This is a genomic window from Neisseria sp. HMSC070H10 (assembly GCF_001837635.1).
GTDB lineage: Bacteria > Pseudomonadota > Gammaproteobacteria > Burkholderiales > Neisseriaceae > Neisseria > Neisseria subflava_A.
The window spans coordinates 52,204-70,486 of the sequence record NZ_KV833385.1 but is presented as its reverse complement, the minus strand read 5'-3'; the positions used below and the strand labels follow the sequence as shown (position 1 = coordinate 70,486).

Here is an 18,283-nt window from a genome sequence, read left to right as displayed (position 1 = left end):
GTTGCAAAATCGCACTCTAAATTAAATATATTTTTAAATTCAAAATGTTATAAATCTATCTTTTTCACAGTCCAAATCTTCACTTAGTCAAAACCAATACCTTTGATAGCTTCCTTTAAAGAAAACACACGCTTCTAGCGCATATCCGACCATAAAATGCGCTGCAAATATATGATATAGTGAAACATTCTGCGTATTGACTATTTCCAGCATGAACAACACCCTAATTCTGACCGGCGCGGCCGCATTTTTTATCGGCGCGCTGTTTGCTTGGCTGATAACACGCTACCAAGCCCAAAGCCGACACTTTATTGTTTTGCAAGAATTGGCCGAAAGCCGCCGCCTGCATGAGTTTGCCGAACAGGTGCAGGCTCAAACTGCGGCGGACTTGGCGCAAAGCCGCCATACCGTGCAGGAATTGCAAGACGAATTGCAGGAAACGGGCAACCGCTTTGCCGCAGCCGAAAAACAGATTGCCTATCTGCAAGATTGCGAGGCCGAAGCCGAAGCTTTAAAACACGAATGTGCAAAATGGCAGCAAAGCGCGCAAAACCTGCAAATCAACAACGAACGCCTCAACACTCAACTGGTTCAAGAACAAGCATTGAGTGCGGATAAAAATACGCTTTTGCAACAGCAGGAAACGGAAAAAGGTCGTCTGAAACAAGACTACGACACGCTGTTGGAGCAAAACCATGCGCTGCAAGTCCAAAACGAACGCCTCTCCACACAATTGACGCAAGAAAAAGCCAATATCGACGACAAAAACAGCCTTTTACAGCAACAGGAAGCCGAAAAAAGCCGTCTGAAACAAGAATACGCCGCCCTTTTGGAGCAAAATCACGCGCTTCAAGTCCAAAACGAGCGCCTCAACACCCAATCGGAAAAAGACCGTCAGGCTGCCGAAGAAAAACTGGCCCTGCTGGCAGATGCGCGTAAAAACCTGAGCGACCAGTTCCAAAACCTCGCCAACACTATTCTGGAAGAGAAAAGCCGCCGCTTTACCGAGCAAAACCACGACCATCTCCAACAACTGCTCAATCCGCTCAACGAACGCATCCACGGCTTTAGCGAGCTGGTTCAGCAGACTTATGAAAAAGAAGCCAAAGAACGCCTGACCATCGAAAACGAGCTCAAACGCCTGCAAACACTCAACACCCAGCTCCACCACGATGCCAAAGCGCTGACCACCGCGCTGACCGGCACGCAAAACAAAACCCAAGGCAACTGGGGCGAGATGATTTTGGAAAGCGTATTGGAAAATTCCGGCCTGCAAAAAGGCCGCGAATACATCGTCCAAGCTTCCAGCGTCCGCCACGAAGCAGACGGCACCCAACGCCGCCTCCAGCCCGACGTCCTCATCAATCTGCCCGACAACAAACAAATCGTCATCGACTCCAAAGTATCGCTGACCGCCTACGTCCGCTATACGCAAAGCACCGGCGCAGAAGCAGAACGCGAGCTTGCCAACCACGTCGCCAGCATCCGCGCCCACATCAAAAGCTTGGCAGCGAAGGATTACACCGACCTTGAGGGCGTCAAAACGCTGGACTTCGTCTTTATGTTCGTCCCTGTCGAACCGGCCTACCTCCTCGCCCTGCAACATGATCCAAACCTCTTCCAAGAGTGTTTCGACAAACGCATCATGCTGACCGGCCCCAGCACCCTGCTCGCTACCCTGCGCACCGTTGCCAACATCTGGCGCAACGAGCAGCAAAACCAAAACGCGCTGGCGATTGCCGAGGCAGGCAGCAAACTCTATGACAAATTTGTCGGCTTTGTCGAAAGCATGGACGGCATCAATAAAGCGCTTGGTCAGGCTCAATCCCAATTTCAGACGGCCTATGGCCGCTTGGTTTCCGGCAGGGGCAATCTCATCAGCAGCACCGAAAAACTGCGCAAATTGGGCATCAAAGCCGGCAAACAGCTGCAACGCGATTTATTAGAAAAAGCCATGTCGGAAAACGAAGACCACGCCACCTTGCCGACCGCGCAAGACCAAGAAAATGACTGATAAAACTTAAGACATTGCAAATAAAGGGAATTTAACCAATGAGCAACATCACCATCGTCCTTGCCGCCGATACCGGCTATGCCGAGCAAGTTCATACCCTGATGAAATCCATCTGTACTCACAACACAAATGTCAATTTCTACCTCATGCACAATACCTTCAGGCGGGAATGGATCGACTATACCAACCAAAAGCTCGCAGCCAGCGGCAGCCGTCTGAATGATGTCAAAATCGAGATGGACTTCAGCCAATATCGCCGCCTACCCCATATTTCGGATGCCGCATTTTTCCGTCTGATGATGCAACATCTGCCTGTCGATCGCGCCCTGTATCTCGACAGCGATATGGTGGTTACCCAATCCCTGCATGATTTGTTCAACCTCGATATGCGCGGTTATCCCGTTGCAGCGGTACAAGACTCCTTTCTTGCCCGTACCGAATGGAATCACCCGACCGGCCTGCACACTACGCCCTATTTCAATTCCGGTATGTTGTTGGTCGACCTGGCGCAATGGCGGGAACACAATATCGCAGCGCAACTGCTGCAAACTGCTACCACCATTGACAAATCCGTTCCCTACGGCGACCAATGCTTTCTAAACACCGTATTTCAAAAAAACTGGCTGCAACTAGAAGAATCTTGGAACTTCCAAACCGGCGCAGTCGAATACTTCCAAAAACGAAACCTCGGCGAAGTATTCCCCAAACCCGACACTGTCCCGCCCGTTATCCACTACACCACACGCGCCAAACCTTGGTTGTGCGATTACGGCGAAATTCCTTTTATCGAAGTCTATTGGCAATACTATTGCGCCGACTGGCCGAAAGCATAATTTCAGGCAAAGCCCCTCTCCTTCGATGACTCTTAAACAACCCATCATCAAAAACAAAAGGCCGTCTGAAATCGCTTCAGACGGCCTTTAAGCCATAAAAAACAGGCAGAACATTCTGCCTGTTTTGTGTTCACACCCGACCGTAAAGCAGGCTTTGCCCCCACCCTCAGTCGGCATCATCGTTATCCGATTAGATACCGCGCAACAATTCGTTCACGCTGGTTTTCGCACGGGTTTGCGCGTCCACGCGTTTGACAATAACTGCGCAGTAGAGGCTGTGGCTGCCGTCTTTGGAAGGCATGCTGCCAGATACGACAACCGAACCAGCCGGTACGCGGCCTTGATAGATTTCGCCGGTCGTACGGTCAAAGATTTTGGTGGATTGACCGATGAACACGCCCATAGAAATCACGCTGCCTTCTTCGACAATCACGCCTTCAACAATTTCAGAACGCGCACCGATGAAGCAGTTGTCTTCAATAATGGTCGGGCTGGCTTGCAGAGGCTCGAGTACGCCGCCGATGCCGACGCCGCCGCTCAAGTGCACGTTTTTACCGATTTGCGCGCAAGAGCCGACAGTCGCCCAAGTATCGACCATCGCACCTTCGTCAACGTATGCGCCAATATTGACATAAGAAGGCATCAACACGACATTTTTCGCTACAAAGCTGCCGCGGCGGGCAACGGCACCCGGAACTGCGCGGAAACCTGCGCTGCGGAATTCGTCTTCAGACCAATCGGCAAATTTAGTCGGTACTTTGTCGAAGTATTTGTTCACACCGTCGTTGAGGATTTCATTGTCCTGAATGCGGAAAGACAGCAATACGGCTTTTTTCGCCCATTCGTTGACTTTCCATTCGCCCACGCCCAAACGCTCGGCAACGCGCAGTTTGCCGGAGTCGAGTTGATGAATGGTTTCCAAAACCGCTTCACGCACTTCTGGGGTAACGGTATTCGGATTGATTTCGGCACGGTTTTCAAAAGCCGTTTCAATGATGTTTTGCAAAGACATGTTGATTCCTTCAAGAGATCAGGGCCGTCTGAAACCTATTCAGGCCGCCCTATTACAAATATTTAACTCGTTATTTTGCCATGTAAAAGCGATTTCGTCAGCTATTAACATGATGAGCGCCGAGCATTACACTGCAGGATTTCGGTTAAACCAAGATTTTCAGACGGCCTATTCAAGTGAATTGAATCGCATTAATTTTCTAACTAATTTTCCAGCTACGATATACAGACTATCGCTTCTGCCGACACGCCGTGCCGATAAATCAATCTTCGCCGCCAATCTTTTACAGAAGATTTTCAGCCACCACGCCGCATTCGATATTCCGCCTTAACGGTTTCGCGTTCCAACCCTTCAAGGCCGTCTGAAAGTCGGCAAAATCCATCAACTGTGAACCGAAACGGCGCATATGTTCGGTATCCTGCTGACAGTCTATCAGCGCAACGCCCAAATCCTCCAAAAACGGGACGGCGCAGGCAAACGCAATCTTGGACGCATCGGGACGTAAGGCAAACATCGATTCGCCATAAAACACGCAGCCGATTTGCACGCCGTAAAACCCGCCTGCCAACTGCATTTCGCCTTGCTCATCCGGCAGCCAGCATTCAAACGAATGCGCATGCCCCTGATGGTACAGCTTCAAATAGGCCGTCTGAAACGCAGGTTCTATCCACGTTCCGTCCTGTTCCGGACGCGGCACATTGGCACAATGGGCAATCACTTTCTCAAAACAGCGGTTGACCGTTACCCGATACGGCTTGTGACGCAAAGTTTTGGCGAGCGAACGGCCGATATGCAGGCTTCCCGGCACAATCACGGCTCGCGGCGCAACCGCATACCAGAAAAACCAACCGTAGCGGCTAAACCACGGAAAAATCCCCTGCCCATACGCCGACAACAGCCGCCCCGTATCCAAATCGCCGCTGACGCCGACCAAGCCGTCACATTCTGCCAAAGCATAAGACGGGTCGGGGAAACGATAATCCCGTGGCGCAAGAAAAGGAATCTTCATCGCAAAGCCCATAAAGTTTCAGACGGCCTCAGGCTGAAAATGCCCAAGGCCGTCTGAAAAATCAACATACAAACTGATTAACGTTTGGTTTTGGTTTGGCATTCGCCGCATACGCCGTACATATACAGCGCGTGATCGACGATGCGGTAGCCGTTTTCTTCGGCGATTTTGTCTTGCAGCGCTTCGATTTCCGGATTGTGGAATTCGGTTACTTCGCCGCATTTCACGCAGACGATGTGGTCGTGGTGGTCACCTTTGTCCAATTCGTAAACCGCTTTGCCGGTTTCAAAATGGTGGCGTTGCAAAATGCCGGCCTGTTCAAACTGGGTCAGCACACGGTAAATCGTCGCCACGCCGATTTCCACGCCCTCTTCCAACAGGATACGGTACACATCTTCCGCACTCAAATGCTCCTCGGCATGAGTCTCGAACAAGTCCAAAATTTTCAAACGTGGACCAGTAACTTTCAAACCGCTGTCTTTCAATTGCGCAATGTTGCTGAATTTTTCCATAATATTCAATATCCCTGTAAGGTAATAACCGTTATAATACGCACTTTCCGCCCGTTTGCCCACTATTGGGCCGTTAAAGGGCGGCAATCTGCCGCCGGTCTTGCAATTGAAAATCGGCGAAAAGAAAAATTAAGAAGATGATTATCGTTTGCTTTTTAAAAATATTCAAGCGATGATAAACATCTTTCCCGAAATGACACAGAAAGGTAAGCCCGTGAATAAAGCCTTATGCCTTGCCATCGCCGCTATTTTAGGTCTGGCCTCATGCAGTGCCGAGCGCGTATCCAACTTTCCATCCTACAAACTCAAAATCATTCAAGGTAACGAGCTCAATCCCCGCGCCGTGGTTTCCCTGCGCCAAGGTATGACCCGCGACCAAGTCCAACTGCTGCTCGGTACGCCGCTCCTGCGCGACGCCTTCCATGCCGACCGCTGGGATTACACTTTCAACACCAGCCGCAACGGCATCATCAAAGAACAAAGCAACCTGACCCTGTACTTTGAAAACGACGTCCTCGCACGCGCCGAAGGCGATGCCATTCAAAAATCCATCGAAGCGGTTCAAGCCGGACAAAACGTCGTTCCGACCACCGAAACCAAGCCGCAATAAGGAAGCCCCATGAGCGCATTGAAAATCGCCATTGCCGGCGTCAACGGCCGCATGGGTCGCGTTTTGGTTGAAGCGGTCAACAACCATCCCGATACTGTCCTCTCCGGCGCACTCGAACATTCCGGTTCGGAAGTATTGGGTTTGGATGCAGGCTTCGCCTCCGGCCTCAAAACCGGCGTTGCCATTTCAGACGACGTGGATGCCGTACTGGCTCAAAGCGATGTCCTCATCGACTTTACCCGTCCCGAGCCAACCCTGAAACACCTGCAAAAATGCGTGGAAAAAGGCGTCAACATCATCATCGGCACCACCGGTTTCGACGACGCAGGCAAAGCCGCCATCCAAGCCGCAGGCGAGAAAACAGGCGTTGTCTTCGCAGCCAACTTCAGCGTCGGCGTCAATCTGACCTTCCATATCCTCGACACCGTCGCCCGCGTATTAAACGAAGGCTACGACATCGAAATCATCGAAGGCCACCACCGCCACAAAGTCGATGCCCCAAGCGGCACCGCGTTACGCATGGGTGAAGTCATTGCCGACGCACTCGGCCGCGACCTCAAAGAATGCGCCGTTTACGGCCGCGAAGGCCACACCGGCCCACGCGATCCGTCCACCATCGGTTTTGCCACCGTCCGTGCAGGCGACATCGTCGGCGACCACACCGCCCTCTTCGCCACCGACGGCGAGCGCGTGGAAATCACCCACAAGGCCAGCAGCCGCATGACCTTTGCCGCCGGTGCTGTACGCGCCGCAGTTTGGGCAAACGGCAAAAAAGGTCTGTACGATATGCAAGACGTACTGGGTTTGAAAAACCGATAAACCCGCATCATCAGGTTTCATACCTTACAAGGCCGTCTGAAAGCACAACGTCGATTTTCAGACGGCCTTATTAAAAAAGAAAGCCCCACTATGTCCTATCAACAAATCACCATCAACGTCAACGATGCTGTCGCCGAACGCCTTGCCGACGCGCTGATGGAACACGGCGCATTGTCCGCCGCCATTGAAGATGCCTACGCCGGTACAGAAAACGAGCAGGCCATTTTCGGCGAGCCGGGCATGCCGACCGAACAAATCTGGCAACAAAGCAAAGTCATCGCCCTTTTCGGCGAAAGCGACGATGCCGCTTCCATTATCGAAGCCGCCGCGCAGGAATGCAGTTTGAACGATTTGAAATACACCGGCGAAATCCTTGAAGATCAAGACTGGGTGCGCCTGACCCAAGCGCAATTCGACCCAATTCAAATTTCCGACCGCCTGTGGATTACCCCGTCTTGGCACGAAGCGCCCAACGGCGACGCCGTCAACCTGCAACTCGACCCGGGCCTTGCCTTCGGCACCGGCAGCCATCCAACCACCCGCCTCTGCCTCAAATGGCTGGACACGCAGCTCAAAGGCGGCGAAAGCGTATTGGACTACGGCTGCGGCTCAGGCATTTTGGCCATTGCCGCCCTCAAACTCGGCGCAGGCTCCGCCATCGGCGTAGACATTGACGAACAAGCCATCCGCGCCAGTAAAGACAATGCCGCGCAAAACAACGTCGATGCGCAGTTCTACCTGCCGGACGGCTTGCCGCAAGGCCAATTTGATGTCGTTGTCGCCAACATTCTGGCAAATCCGTTGCGTATGCTCGGCGAAATGCTTGCCGCGCGTACCAAACAAGGCGGCCGCATTGTTTTATCCGGCCTTTTGGACGAACAAGTCGAAGAACTCAGCGGCATTTACAGTCAATGGTTCGACATTGAGCCTGCCGAAATCGAAGAAGGCTGGGCGCGATTGAGCGGTGTCAAACGCTAAACCCGTTTTCCGATACAAAGGCCGTCTGAAATTTAATCTTTCAGACGGCCTTTTTGCACTTAAAACGCTGAATATTCCAGCAAAATCAGGTATAATTGCCTATTATTTTGACCTTTCGGAACACATCCGCCGCGCCCGTTTGACATTTCATTGCGCGCACGGAAAAATTCCTTGAAATTCAGCAAGAAAAGACCATGACTGACCAAAAACACGAAGAATACGGCGCCGACAGCATACAAGTGCTGGAAGGCTTGGAAGCGGTACGCAAACGCCCCGGTATGTATATCGGCGACACGCAGGACGGCAGCGGCCTGCACCACATGGTGTTCGAGGTGCTCGACAACGCCATTGACGAAGCGCTCGCCGGACATTGCGACAAAATCACCGTAACCATCCATGCCGACAATTCCGTCAGCGTGGCCGACAACGGGCGCGGTATGCCGACCGGCATCCACCCGAAAGAAGGACGCTCTGCCGCCGAAGTCATCATGACCGTATTGCACGCGGGCGGCAAGTTCGACAACAACAGCTACAAAATCTCCGGCGGCCTGCACGGCGTGGGCGTGTCCGTCGTCAACGCGCTGTCCGACTGGGTAACGCTGACCATCTACCGCGACGGCAAAGAACACTTCGTCCGCTTCGTACGCGGCGAAACCGAAGAGCCGTTGAAGGTTGTCGGCGATTCCGACAAAAAAGGCACAACCGTACGCTTCCTCGCCAGTAGCGAAACCTTCGGCAATGTCGAATACAGCTTCGACATCCTCGCCAAACGCATCCGCGAACTTTCGTTCCTGAACAACGGCGTGGACATTGAATTGACCGACGAACGCGACGGCAAACACGAAAGCTTCGCCCTCTCCGGCGGCGTGGCCGGCTTCGTGCAATACATGAACCGCAAAAAAACGCCGTTGCACGAAAAAATCTTCTACGCGTTCGGCGAAAAAGACGGCATGAGCGTCGAATGCGCGATGCAATGGAACGACAGCTACCAAGAAAGCGTGCAATGTTTTACCAACAACATTCCGCAACGCGATGGCGGTACGCACTTGACCGCGCTGCGCCAAGTGATGACCCGCACCATCAACAACTATATCGAAGCCAACGAAGTGGCCAAAAAAGCCAAAGTGGAAACCGCCGGCGACGATATGCGTGAAGGCCTGACCTGCGTTTTGTCCGTCAAACTGCCCGACCCGAAATTCTCATCGCAAACTAAAGACAAACTGGTTTCCAGCGAAATCGGCCCCGTTGTCAACGAAGTCATCAACCAAGCCTTGACCGACTTCCTTGAAGAAAACCCGACCGAAGCCAAAATCATCACCAGCAAAATCGTCGATGCCGCGCGCGCGCGCGAAGCCGCCCGCAAAGCACGCGAAATTACCCGCCGCAAAGGTGTGATGGACGGTTTGGGCCTGCCGGGCAAACTTGCCGACTGCCAAGAAAAAGACCCTGCCCTGTCCGAACTCTACCTCGTCGAGGGCGACTCTGCAGGCGGTTCCGCCATGCAAGGCCGCGACCGCAAATTCCAAGCGATTTTGCCGCTCAAAGGTAAAATTTTGAACGTCGAAAAAGCACGTTTTGAAAAAATGCTGGCCAGCCAAGAAGTCGCCACGCTGATCACCGCTCTAGGCGCAGGCATCGGCAAAGAAGAATTCAATGCCGAAAAACTGCGCTACCACCGCATCATCATCATGACCGATGCCGACGTGGACGGCGCGCACATCCGCACCCTGCTCCTGACCTTCTTCTACCGCCAAATGCCCGAGCTGGTCGAACGCGGCTACATCTACATCGCCCAGCCGCCTTTGTACAAAGCCAAATACGGCAAACAAGAGCGCTATCTCAAAGACGAATTGGAAAAAGACCAATGGCTGCTCGGCTTGGCCTTGGAAAAAGCCAAAATCGTTTCAGACGGCCGCACCATCGAAGGCGAAGAGCTTGCCAATACCGCCAAACAATTCCTGTTGGCCAAAACCGTCATCGAGCAAGAAAGCCGCATCATTGACGAACTCGTCCTGCATGCCATGCTGCATGCTTCGCCGGTCGATCTCAGCACAGCAGAAAGCGCAGACCGCGCCGTTGCTGAATTGAGCGGCCTCTTGGACGAAAAAGAAGTCGCACTCGAACGCATCGAAGGCCACGAAGGACACCAGTTCATCAAAATCACACGCAAGCTGCACGGCAATGTGATGGTGAGCTACCTCGAGCCTAAGTTCCTCAACAGCAAAGCCTACCAAACCCTTACCCAAACCGCCGCCGCACTCAAAGGCATGGTCGGCAAAGGGGCGAAGCTCTACAAAGGCGACAATGAATACGACATCGACAGCTTTGAAGGCGCTTTGGACATCTTGATGAGCGTTGCCCAAAAAGGCATGTCCATCCAACGATACAAAGGCTTGGGCGAGATGAACCCGGAACAACTTTGGGAAACCACGATGGATCCTACCGTCCGCCGCCTCCTGAAAGTCCGCATCGAAGACGCCATCGCCGCCGACGAAGTGTTCGTCACCCTGATGGGCGACGAAGTCGAACCGCGCCGCGCCTTCATCGAAAACAACGCCCTGCTGGCACAAAACATCGACGCCTAAGCATGGAAAGATAAAAGGCCGTCTGAAAAACTATTTTCAGACGGCCTTTTTGTTTTTGTACTTTATTTCTTACAACTAAAATCCCAACAACTTCGCGTGTTTTAATAGAGCATTTCAACTGATTCAGATTCGGGACAACCCAAATAACCAGTTTGAAACGCTCCAATCCGCTTCAAATTTATTCCACTTTCCCCAAAATCATCGCATCGCCATAGCTGAAAAAGCGGTATTCCTGTTCCACCGCATGACGGTAAACGCTGCGGATATGCTCCATGCCCGAAAACGCGCTGACGAGCATCAGCAAGGTTGATTTGGGCAGGTGGAAGTTGGTAATCAATCGGTCGGTAACATTGAAGCGGTAGCCTGGCGTAATGAAAATATCGGTATCGCCGCGACCGGCTCTCAGACGGCCTGTTTCGCGTGCGGCGGATTCCAAGGCGCGCATGGAGGTTGTGCCCACCGCCCACACCTTATTGCCGCGCGCTTTGGCGGCTTCAACGGCAGCAACGGTCTCGGCTGGTACGTCAAACCACTCGCTGTGCATTTTGTGTTCTTCAATTTTATCGACGCGCACGGGTTGGAATGTTCCGGCACCGACGTGCAGGGTTACTTCCGCGGTTTCTACGCCTTTGGCTTTCAGACGGCCCAACAACTCATCGGTAAAGTGCAAACCTGCCGTCGGCGCGGCCACTGCGCCTTGATACTTGGCGTACACGGTCTGATAGCGGCTGTCGTCTTCATCATCGGCCGCGCGTTCGATATAAGGCGGCAAGGGCAGATGGCCGTTTTGCTCTAAAAGTTCGTAAACGGTTTGCTCGCCTTTAAATTTCAGGCAAAACAATTCTTCCGCGCGCTCCATCATGACGGCACGGATATCGCCTTCAAAAATCAATTCTGTACCCGGTTTCGGCGATTTGGACGAGCGGATATGCGCCAATGCGGTATGCGCGTCCAATACCCGTTCAATCAGGGCTTCGATTTTGCCCCCACTGGCTTTTTGACCGAACAGGCGTGCCTTCATCACTTTGGTATTGTTAAACACCAGCACATCGCCCGGAGCGACATAATCGGGTAAATCGCCGAAATGTTTGTCTTCAATCGGCAATGTAGGCAAGGCAACCAGAAGCCTGCTACTGCCGCGCACTTCCGGAGGATGCTGAGCAATCAGTTTTTCGGGCAATTCAAAATCAAAATCGGAAATATCCATTGTCGTGCATACTTTAAAAAAACAGGCGCCATTATACGCGCAAAGTTGGTTTTCAGACGGCATGTTTTGTCGAAAAACCAATAAATTAGAATAAACGCTCTTGAAAAAATCACTTTTTAACGAAAATCAGCGTTCCTTTCTTTTTTCGCCGAAAAACGCCTTTTTTCTATCTTTTACTGGACATTTACCGACAAGTTCGGGAAAATAACCAGATTCATTTCTCAGGCTCCGCCCTGTTCCGACATTATTTAAACGCCGGATGGCAAACCTACCTTCCGACGTCTCAGGAAATCATCTAAAACCACAGCGGCGCATACCCAATATGCACTTTATGCCGCGCTAAAAAGGAAAAGCAATGGATTTGCGTAAATTAAAAAAACTGATTGATTTGGTCGAAGAATCAGGCATTGCAGAAATTGAAGTTACCGAAGGCGAAGAAAAAGTCCGCATTACGCGTACCACTGCCGCCGCAGCGCCTATTTATGCTGCTCCGGCACCTGCCGCAGCCGCTCCGGTTGCCGCCCCTGCTGCTCCGGCCGCAGCCGCTCCGGCCGCCGCCCCTGCCGCTCGCGATTTGTCCAACGCGCAAAAATCGCCTATGGTAGGTACGTTCTATCGCGCTCCCGGCCCGAACGCCGCAGCTTTCGTTGAAGTAGGTAAACAAGTAAAAGCCGGCGATACTTTGTGCATTATCGAAGCCATGAAGCTGATGAATGAAATCGAAGCCGAGAAATCCGGTGTCGTTAAAGAAATTCTGGTTGAAAACGGTACCCCAGTCGAATACGGCGAGCCGCTCTTTATCATTGAATAATCCGCTTTTTCAGACGGCCTTTATCTTCAAGGCCGTCTGAAATTCCTTTTTCTGTTCATTAAGGACAAACCATGCGTCTGATTTTGGCTATTTTCTTGCCATGGCTTCAGTTTTTCACCATCGGCCGTCCGTTTGCAGGCATCATCTGTCTGATTCTGCAGTGTACGCTGGTTGGCTGGATACCGGCAGCCATGTGGTCGGTTTACGCCTTGAGCCAATACAAAACCGACCAGAAAATCCGCAACGCATTAGGCGGCCGCTGAGGCCGTCTGAACCATCCGGAAAGATTATCATGCTGAAAAAAGTATTGATCGCCAACCGGGGCGAAATCGCCCTGCGCGTCCTGCGTGCCTGCCGTGAAATGGGCATCGCCACCGTCGCCGTCCATTCCGAAGCCGACAAAGACAGCCTGCACGTCAAACTCGCCGACGAATCCGTGTGCATCGGCCCTGCCGCATCTGCACAAAGCTACCTCAACATTCCCGCCCTCATTGCTGCCGCCGAAGTAACCGAAGCCGACGGCATCCACCCAGGTTACGGCTTCCTCGCCGAAAACGCCAATTTTGCCGAACAAGTCGAACAATCCGGCTTTGTCTTCATCGGCCCTAAAGCCGACACCATCCGTCTGATGGGCGACAAAGTATCCGCCAAACACGCCATGATCGAAGCCGGCGTGCCTTGCGTTCCCGGTTCTGACGGCGCATTGCCGGACGATGGCGAAGAAATCCTCAAAATCGCCGATAAAGTCGGTTATCCCGTCATTATCAAAGCCTCCGGCGGCGGCGGCGGTCGCGGTATGCGCGTCGTCGAGAAAAAAGAAGACCTCCTCCAGTCTGTCGAAATGACCAAAGCCGAAGCAGGCGCGGCATTCGGCAACCCGATGGTTTACATGGAACGCTATCTGCAACGTCCGCGCCACGTCGAAATCCAAGTGATTGCCGACGAACACGGCAACGCCATCTACCTCGCCGAGCGCGACTGCTCCATGCAGCGCCGCCACCAAAAAGTCATCGAAGAAGCACCGGCCCCGTTCATCACTGAAGAAGAACGCGCCAAAATCGGCAAAGCCTGTGCCGACGCTTGCAAACGCATCGGCTATCGCGGCGCAGGTACGTTTGAATTCCTGTACGAAGACGGCGAATTCTTCTTTATCGAGATGAACACACGCGTTCAGGTTGAGCATCCGGTTACCGAGCTCATTACCGGCGTTGACATCGTCCAAGAGCAATTACGCATCGCATCCGGCCTACCTTTGCAATACAAACAGGAAGACATTCAAGTCGAAGGCCACGCGTTTGAGTGCCGTATCAATGCCGAAGACCCGTACAACTTCATTCCAAGCCCGGGCCTGATTGAAAGCTGCCACCTGCCCGGCGGCTTCGGCATCCGCGTCGACAGCCACATCTACCAAGGCTACCGCATCCCTCCTTACTACGACAGCCTGATCGGCAAAATCTGCGTCGTCGGTAAAGACCGCGACCAAGCCATAGCAAAAATGCGCGTAGCCCTTGCCGAGCTGGCGATTACCGGCATCAAAACCAATACGCCGCTGCACCGCGACTTGTTCAGCGATCCGGGTTTCCAAAAAGGTGGTGTCAGCATCCACTACTTGGAACATTGGTTGGAAGAACGCAAAGCCAAACTGGATAAATAATCCCTTGTTTTGACTAAAAATAAGGCCGTCTGAAACACAAAATAAAGTTTCAGACGGCCTTTTTTCACAATCAAATTATTTATTAAAACTAATGATATTTAATAATTGATTTATTATATCTACTCTAAATCGGTTTCATAGTTCCAATAGTTAAAACCTTTCTGTATAGTTGTTTTAATAGTTAACAGCAAAAGGAAATAAAATGTCGATACAAGAAATTTATGAATGCCAAGAAACCGGCTACGAATATGCCTTCCGGCAAATCGTTTTATAAACCACTGACCATTTTGCAAAGGAAACCATCATGACTACCTCCAAATGCCCTGTTACCCACCTGACCATGAACAACGGCGCGCCTGTTGCCGACAATCAAAACAGTCTGACCGCAGGTCCACGCGGCCCACTGCTGGCGCAGGACTTATGGCTGAATGAAAAACTCGCCGACTTCGTGCGCGAAGTCATCCCCGAACGCCGTATGCACGCCAAAGGTTCAGGTGCGTTCGGTACGTTTACCGTAACACACGACATCACAAAATACACCCGCGCCAAAATCTTCAGCGAAGTCGGCAAAAAAACCGAGATGTTTGCCCGTTTCACCACCGTGGCAGGCGAACGCGGCTCAGCCGATGCGGAACGCGACATCCGCGGCTTTGCGTTGAAGTTCTATACCGAAGAAGGCAACTGGGATATGGTCGGCAACAACACGCCCGTATTCTTCCTGCGCGACCCGCGTAAATTCCCCGACCTGAACAAAGCCGTCAAACGCGACCCGCGCACCAATATGCGCTCCGCCACGAACAACTGGGATTTCTGGACGCTGCTGCCCGAAGCCCTACACCAAGTCACCATCGTCATGAGCGACCGCGGCATCCCCGCCAGCTACCGCCATATGCACGGCTTCGGTTCGCATACATACAGCTTCTGGAACGAAGCGGGCGAGCGTTTTTGGGTGAAATTCCACTTCCACAGCCAGCAAGGCATTAAAAACCTAACCAACGAAGAAGCCGCAAAAATCATCGCCGACGACCGCGAAAGCCACCAGCGCGACTTGTACGAAGCCATCGAACGCGGCGAGTTTCCGAAATGGACGATGTACATCCAAGTCATGCCTGAAGCAGATGCGGAAAAAGTGCCGTATCATCCCTTCGACCTGACCAAAGTTTGGCCGAAAAAAGACTATCCGCTGATTGAAGTGGGCGAATTTGAGTTGAACCGCAATCCCGAAAACTTCTTCGCCGATGTGGAACAATCCGCCTTTGCACCGAGCAACCTGGTACCCGGTATCGGCGCCAGCCCCGACAAAATGCTGCAAGCGCGTTTGTTCAATTACGCCGACGCGCAACGCTACCGTTTGGGCGTAAACTTCCGCCAAATCCCCGTCAACCGTCCACGTTGCCCCGTTCACAGCAACCAGCGCGACGGGCAAGGCCGCGCCGACGGCAACTACGGCAGCCTGCCGCACTACGAACCCAACAGCTTCGGCCAATGGCAGCAACAACCCGACTTTGCCGAACCTCCTTTGAAAATCAACGGCGACGCAGCGCACTGGGACTACCGCCAAGACGATGACGACTACTTCAGCCAACCGCGTGCTTTGTTCAATCTGATGAGCGACGCACAGAAACAGGCTTTGTTCGACAACACCGCCGCAGCCATGGGCGATGCACCAGACTTCATCAAATACCGCCACATCCGCAACTGCTACCGTTGCGATCCGGCATACGGTGAAGGCGTAGCCAAAGCCCTTGGACTGACTGTCGAAGATGCTCAAGCGGCACGAGCTAACGACCCGGCTTTAGGTCAACCTGGTTTACTGTAAGGAGGCATTATGTGGATAGAAATTGAAGAAATCTTGTCTCAAGCTGTCCGATACAGCCGTTCGGGCAAAAAGTAACGGTTTAAATCATTAAGCAGGCCGTCTGAAACATAAAATAAAGTTTCAGACGGCCTTTTTTGATGATGAAGTTTATTTGATTACTTCTAATTAAATTGAACTGGCTACCCTTATTTCTCTGCAAATCATGGCATACCCCCTCACCATCTCACGCTTCTACTGGCAAATAAAAAACCGCACGGCTGATTACCGTGCGGTTTTGCTTTTTGTCTGAAGGTTTCAGACGGCCTTACATCATGCCGCCCATACCACCCATGCCGCCCATATCAGGCATAGCAGGTTTTTCTTCAGGGATTTCGGCAATCATGCAGTCTGTGGTCAGCATCAGGCCGGCGATAGATGCGGCGTGTTGCAGTGCAGAACGGGTTACTTTGGCAGGGTCGAGTACGCCCATTTCAATCATGTCGCCGTATTCGCCGGAGCCTGCGTTGTAACCGTAGTTGCCTTCGCCTTCCAACACTTTGTTCACAACCACGCTAGGTTCGCCGCCTGCGTTGGCAACGATTTGGCGCAGCGGGGATTCAACGGCGCGCAAGACGATTTGTACGCCTGCGTCTTGGTCGGCATTGCCGGTGTGCAGGTTTTCCAAAGCGGCACGGGCACGCAACAGGGCTACGCCGCCGCCTGCAACCACGCCTTCTTCAACGGCTGCGCGGGTAGCGTGCAGCGCGTCTTCCACGCGGTCTTTTTTCTCTTTCATTTCCACTTCGGTAGCGGCACCGACTTTGATCACTGCCACACCGCCGGCCAATTTAGCCACGCGCTCTTGCAGTTTTTCTTTGTCGTATTCGCTGGTTGCGGTTTCGATTTGTTGGCGAATTTCGGCAACACGCGCTTCGATTTGGGCTGCGTCGCCGAAGCCGTCGATGATGGTGGTGTTTTCTTTACCGATTTCGATGCGTTTGGCTTGACCCAAGTCGTCCAAAGTCGCTTTTTCCAGAGACAGGCCGACTTCTTCGGAAATCACCACACCGCCGGTCAGGATGGCGATGTCTTGCAACATGGCTTTGCGACGGTCGCCGAAGCCAGGGGCTTTAACGGCAACGGTTTTCAGGATGCCGCGAATGTTGTTTACCACCAAAGTCGCCAAGGCTTCGCCTTCTACGTCTTCAGCGATAATCAACAGCGGACGGCTGGCTTTGGCCACTTGTTCCAAAACAGGCAACAAATCGCGGATGTTGCTGATTTTTTTGTCGAACAACAATACAAACGGATTGTCCAAAGCAGCGATTTGTTTTTCAGCGTCGTTGATGAAGTAAGGAGACAGGTAACCGCGATCGAACTGCATACCTTCAACCACGTCCAGCTCGTTTTCCAAAGATTTGCCGTCTTCAACGGTAATCACGCCTTCTTTGCCGACTTTTTCCATCGCTTCGGCGATAATTGCGCCGACTTGTTCGTCAGAGTTGGCGGAAATCGAGCCGACTTGGGCGATTTCTTTAGAAGTGTCGCAAGGTTTGGCGATGTTTTTCAGCTCGTCAACCAAAGCGGCAACGGCTTTGTCGATACCGCGTTTCAGGTCGGTCGGGTTCATGCCGGCGGTCACGTATTTCATGCCTTCGGCAACGATGGATTGCGCCAATACGGTTGCAGTAGTGGTACCGTCGCCGGCTACGTCGTTGGTTTTAGACGCCACTTCTTTCACCATTTGCGCGCCCATGTTTTCGAATTTGTCTTTCAATTCGATTTCTTTTGCAACAGACACACCGTCTTTAGTGATGTGCGGGCCGCCGAAAGCGCGGTCGAGTACCACGTTGCGGCCTTTAGGGCCCAAAGTTACGCGTACGGCATTTGCCAATACGTTGACGCCGTTTACCATTTTTTGGCGAACTTCATTGCCGAATTGTACGTCTTTTGCTGCCATTTAAATTCTCCAAATCAATATTAAAAATCTGTTCGAGGCCGTCTGAAAACTTCATGTTTGATTCAGACGGCCTTTGGTTCTGAAACTTAATTCAACAATTATTCAACGATACCGAAGATATCTTCTTCACGCATTACCAACAGCTCTTCGCCGTCGGCTTTTACAGTTTGGCCGCTGTATTTGCCGAAGATCACTTTGTCGCCGACTTTGACATCCAGTGGACGGCGCGCGCCGTCTTTACCGATTTTGCCCGCACCCACGGCGATCACTTCGCCCATATCGGGTTTTTCAGCGGCCGCACCCGGCAAAACGATGCCAGAGGCGGTTTTTTCTTCAGCTTCCAAGCGTTTGACGACGACGCGGTCGTGTAAAGGACGGATAGTCATGTTTTATGCTCCGATAAATAGTTTGAAAACAATCATCTGCCTTCATCCGGCAGATACGGTTTGAAAAAGTAGGCGGCAAGTTTGTCGACAAACTT

The 18,283-nt window shown here is 52.2% G+C and carries 16 protein-coding genes; 10 read left to right on the top strand and 6 right to left on the bottom strand.

What is annotated here, in order from left to right:
- Positions 1 to 211: 211 nt before the first annotated feature.
- Both rmuC and HMPREF2606_RS09035 read left to right on the top strand, forming a co-directional pair.
- Entirely contained in the window at positions 212 to 2,014 is a 1,803-nt protein-coding gene (gene rmuC, locus HMPREF2606_RS09040) for a DNA recombination protein RmuC (RefSeq protein WP_070713771.1), read from the top strand.
- 38 nt (positions 2,015 to 2,052) lie between these two features.
- Complete coding sequence (locus tag HMPREF2606_RS09035) at positions 2,053 to 2,847, top strand: glycosyltransferase family 8 protein (RefSeq protein WP_070713774.1); 795 nt, start codon at positions 2,053 to 2,055, stop codon at positions 2,845 to 2,847.
- Between the two features lie 190 nt (positions 2,848 to 3,037).
- On the opposite strand, the gene dapD is transcribed toward HMPREF2606_RS09035, so the two are convergent.
- The 3 genes from dapD to fur all read right to left on the bottom strand — a co-directional run bounded on the left by dapD (position 3,038) and on the right by fur (position 5,443).
- Positions 3,038 to 3,859: a 2,3,4,5-tetrahydropyridine-2,6-dicarboxylate N-succinyltransferase gene (gene dapD / locus HMPREF2606_RS09030; protein WP_004520923.1), complete on the bottom strand. Its 822-nt coding sequence runs from the start codon at positions 3,857 to 3,859 to the stop codon at positions 3,038 to 3,040.
- Positions 3,860 to 4,142: 283 nt separating this feature from the next.
- Positions 4,143 to 4,868, bottom strand: coding sequence for a leucyl/phenylalanyl-tRNA--protein transferase (gene aat, locus HMPREF2606_RS09025; protein ID WP_070843593.1), 726 nt, complete (start codon positions 4,866 to 4,868; stop codon positions 4,143 to 4,145).
- A 77-nt stretch (positions 4,869 to 4,945) separates the two neighbouring features.
- Positions 4,946 to 5,443: a ferric iron uptake transcriptional regulator gene (gene fur / locus HMPREF2606_RS09020; protein ID WP_003682812.1), complete on the bottom strand. Its 498-nt coding sequence runs from the start codon at positions 5,441 to 5,443 to the stop codon at positions 4,946 to 4,948.
- 151 nt (positions 5,444 to 5,594) lie between these two features.
- Here fur and HMPREF2606_RS09015 point away from each other — a divergent pair, with 151 nt between their 5' ends.
- From HMPREF2606_RS09015 to gyrB, 4 genes are all read left to right on the top strand, one after another.
- Positions 5,595 to 5,990 (top strand): outer membrane protein assembly factor BamE, encoded by a 396-nt coding sequence (locus tag HMPREF2606_RS09015; protein WP_003682810.1) that lies wholly within the window; start codon positions 5,595 to 5,597, stop codon positions 5,988 to 5,990.
- Between the two features lie 9 nt (positions 5,991 to 5,999).
- Positions 6,000 to 6,809: a 4-hydroxy-tetrahydrodipicolinate reductase gene (dapB, locus tag HMPREF2606_RS09010; RefSeq protein WP_049322641.1), complete on the top strand. Its 810-nt coding sequence runs from the start codon at positions 6,000 to 6,002 to the stop codon at positions 6,807 to 6,809.
- A 90-nt stretch (positions 6,810 to 6,899) separates the two neighbouring features.
- Complete coding sequence (gene prmA, locus HMPREF2606_RS09005; protein WP_070584631.1) at positions 6,900 to 7,787, top strand: 50S ribosomal protein L11 methyltransferase; 888 nt, start codon at positions 6,900 to 6,902, stop codon at positions 7,785 to 7,787.
- 194 nt (positions 7,788 to 7,981) lie between these two features.
- Complete coding sequence (gene gyrB / locus HMPREF2606_RS08995) at positions 7,982 to 10,372, top strand: DNA topoisomerase (ATP-hydrolyzing) subunit B (protein WP_070647255.1); 2,391 nt, start codon at positions 7,982 to 7,984, stop codon at positions 10,370 to 10,372.
- A gap of 178 nt (positions 10,373 to 10,550) precedes the next feature.
- Here gyrB and queA read toward each other — a convergent pair whose 3' ends face one another.
- Positions 10,551 to 11,579: a tRNA preQ1(34) S-adenosylmethionine ribosyltransferase-isomerase QueA gene (queA, locus tag HMPREF2606_RS08990; protein WP_070713778.1), complete on the bottom strand. Its 1,029-nt coding sequence runs from the start codon at positions 11,577 to 11,579 to the stop codon at positions 10,551 to 10,553.
- Positions 11,580 to 11,934: 355 nt separating this feature from the next.
- Between queA and accB the strand changes: the two genes are divergently transcribed.
- The 4 genes from accB to katA all read left to right on the top strand — a co-directional run bounded on the left by accB (position 11,935) and on the right by katA (position 15,863).
- Positions 11,935 to 12,390: an acetyl-CoA carboxylase biotin carboxyl carrier protein gene (accB, locus tag HMPREF2606_RS08985; protein ID WP_070584624.1), complete on the top strand. Its 456-nt coding sequence runs from the start codon at positions 11,935 to 11,937 to the stop codon at positions 12,388 to 12,390.
- 71 nt (positions 12,391 to 12,461) lie between these two features.
- Positions 12,462 to 12,653 (top strand): YqaE/Pmp3 family membrane protein, encoded by a 192-nt coding sequence (locus tag HMPREF2606_RS08980; RefSeq protein ID WP_003680299.1) that lies wholly within the window; start codon positions 12,462 to 12,464, stop codon positions 12,651 to 12,653.
- A gap of 29 nt (positions 12,654 to 12,682) precedes the next feature.
- The gene (gene accC, locus HMPREF2606_RS08975; protein ID WP_070713782.1) at positions 12,683 to 14,044 is read left to right on the top strand and encodes an acetyl-CoA carboxylase biotin carboxylase subunit; all 1,362 of its coding nucleotides are present in this window, start codon (positions 12,683 to 12,685) and stop codon (positions 14,042 to 14,044) included.
- A 304-nt stretch (positions 14,045 to 14,348) separates the two neighbouring features.
- On the top strand, positions 14,349 to 15,863 hold the full coding sequence (katA, locus tag HMPREF2606_RS08970) for a catalase KatA (RefSeq protein WP_070713785.1): 1,515 nt from the start codon (positions 14,349 to 14,351) through the stop codon (positions 15,861 to 15,863).
- Between the two features lie 304 nt (positions 15,864 to 16,167).
- On the opposite strand, the gene groL is transcribed toward katA, so the two are convergent.
- Complete coding sequence (gene groL, locus HMPREF2606_RS08965) at positions 16,168 to 17,802, bottom strand: chaperonin GroEL (RefSeq protein ID WP_070843552.1); 1,635 nt, start codon at positions 17,800 to 17,802, stop codon at positions 16,168 to 16,170.
- Positions 17,803 to 17,900: 98 nt separating this feature from the next.
- Positions 17,901 to 18,188: a co-chaperone GroES gene (gene groES, locus HMPREF2606_RS08960; RefSeq protein ID WP_003744509.1), complete on the bottom strand. Its 288-nt coding sequence runs from the start codon at positions 18,186 to 18,188 to the stop codon at positions 17,901 to 17,903.
- Positions 18,189 to 18,283 lie beyond the last annotated feature (95 nt).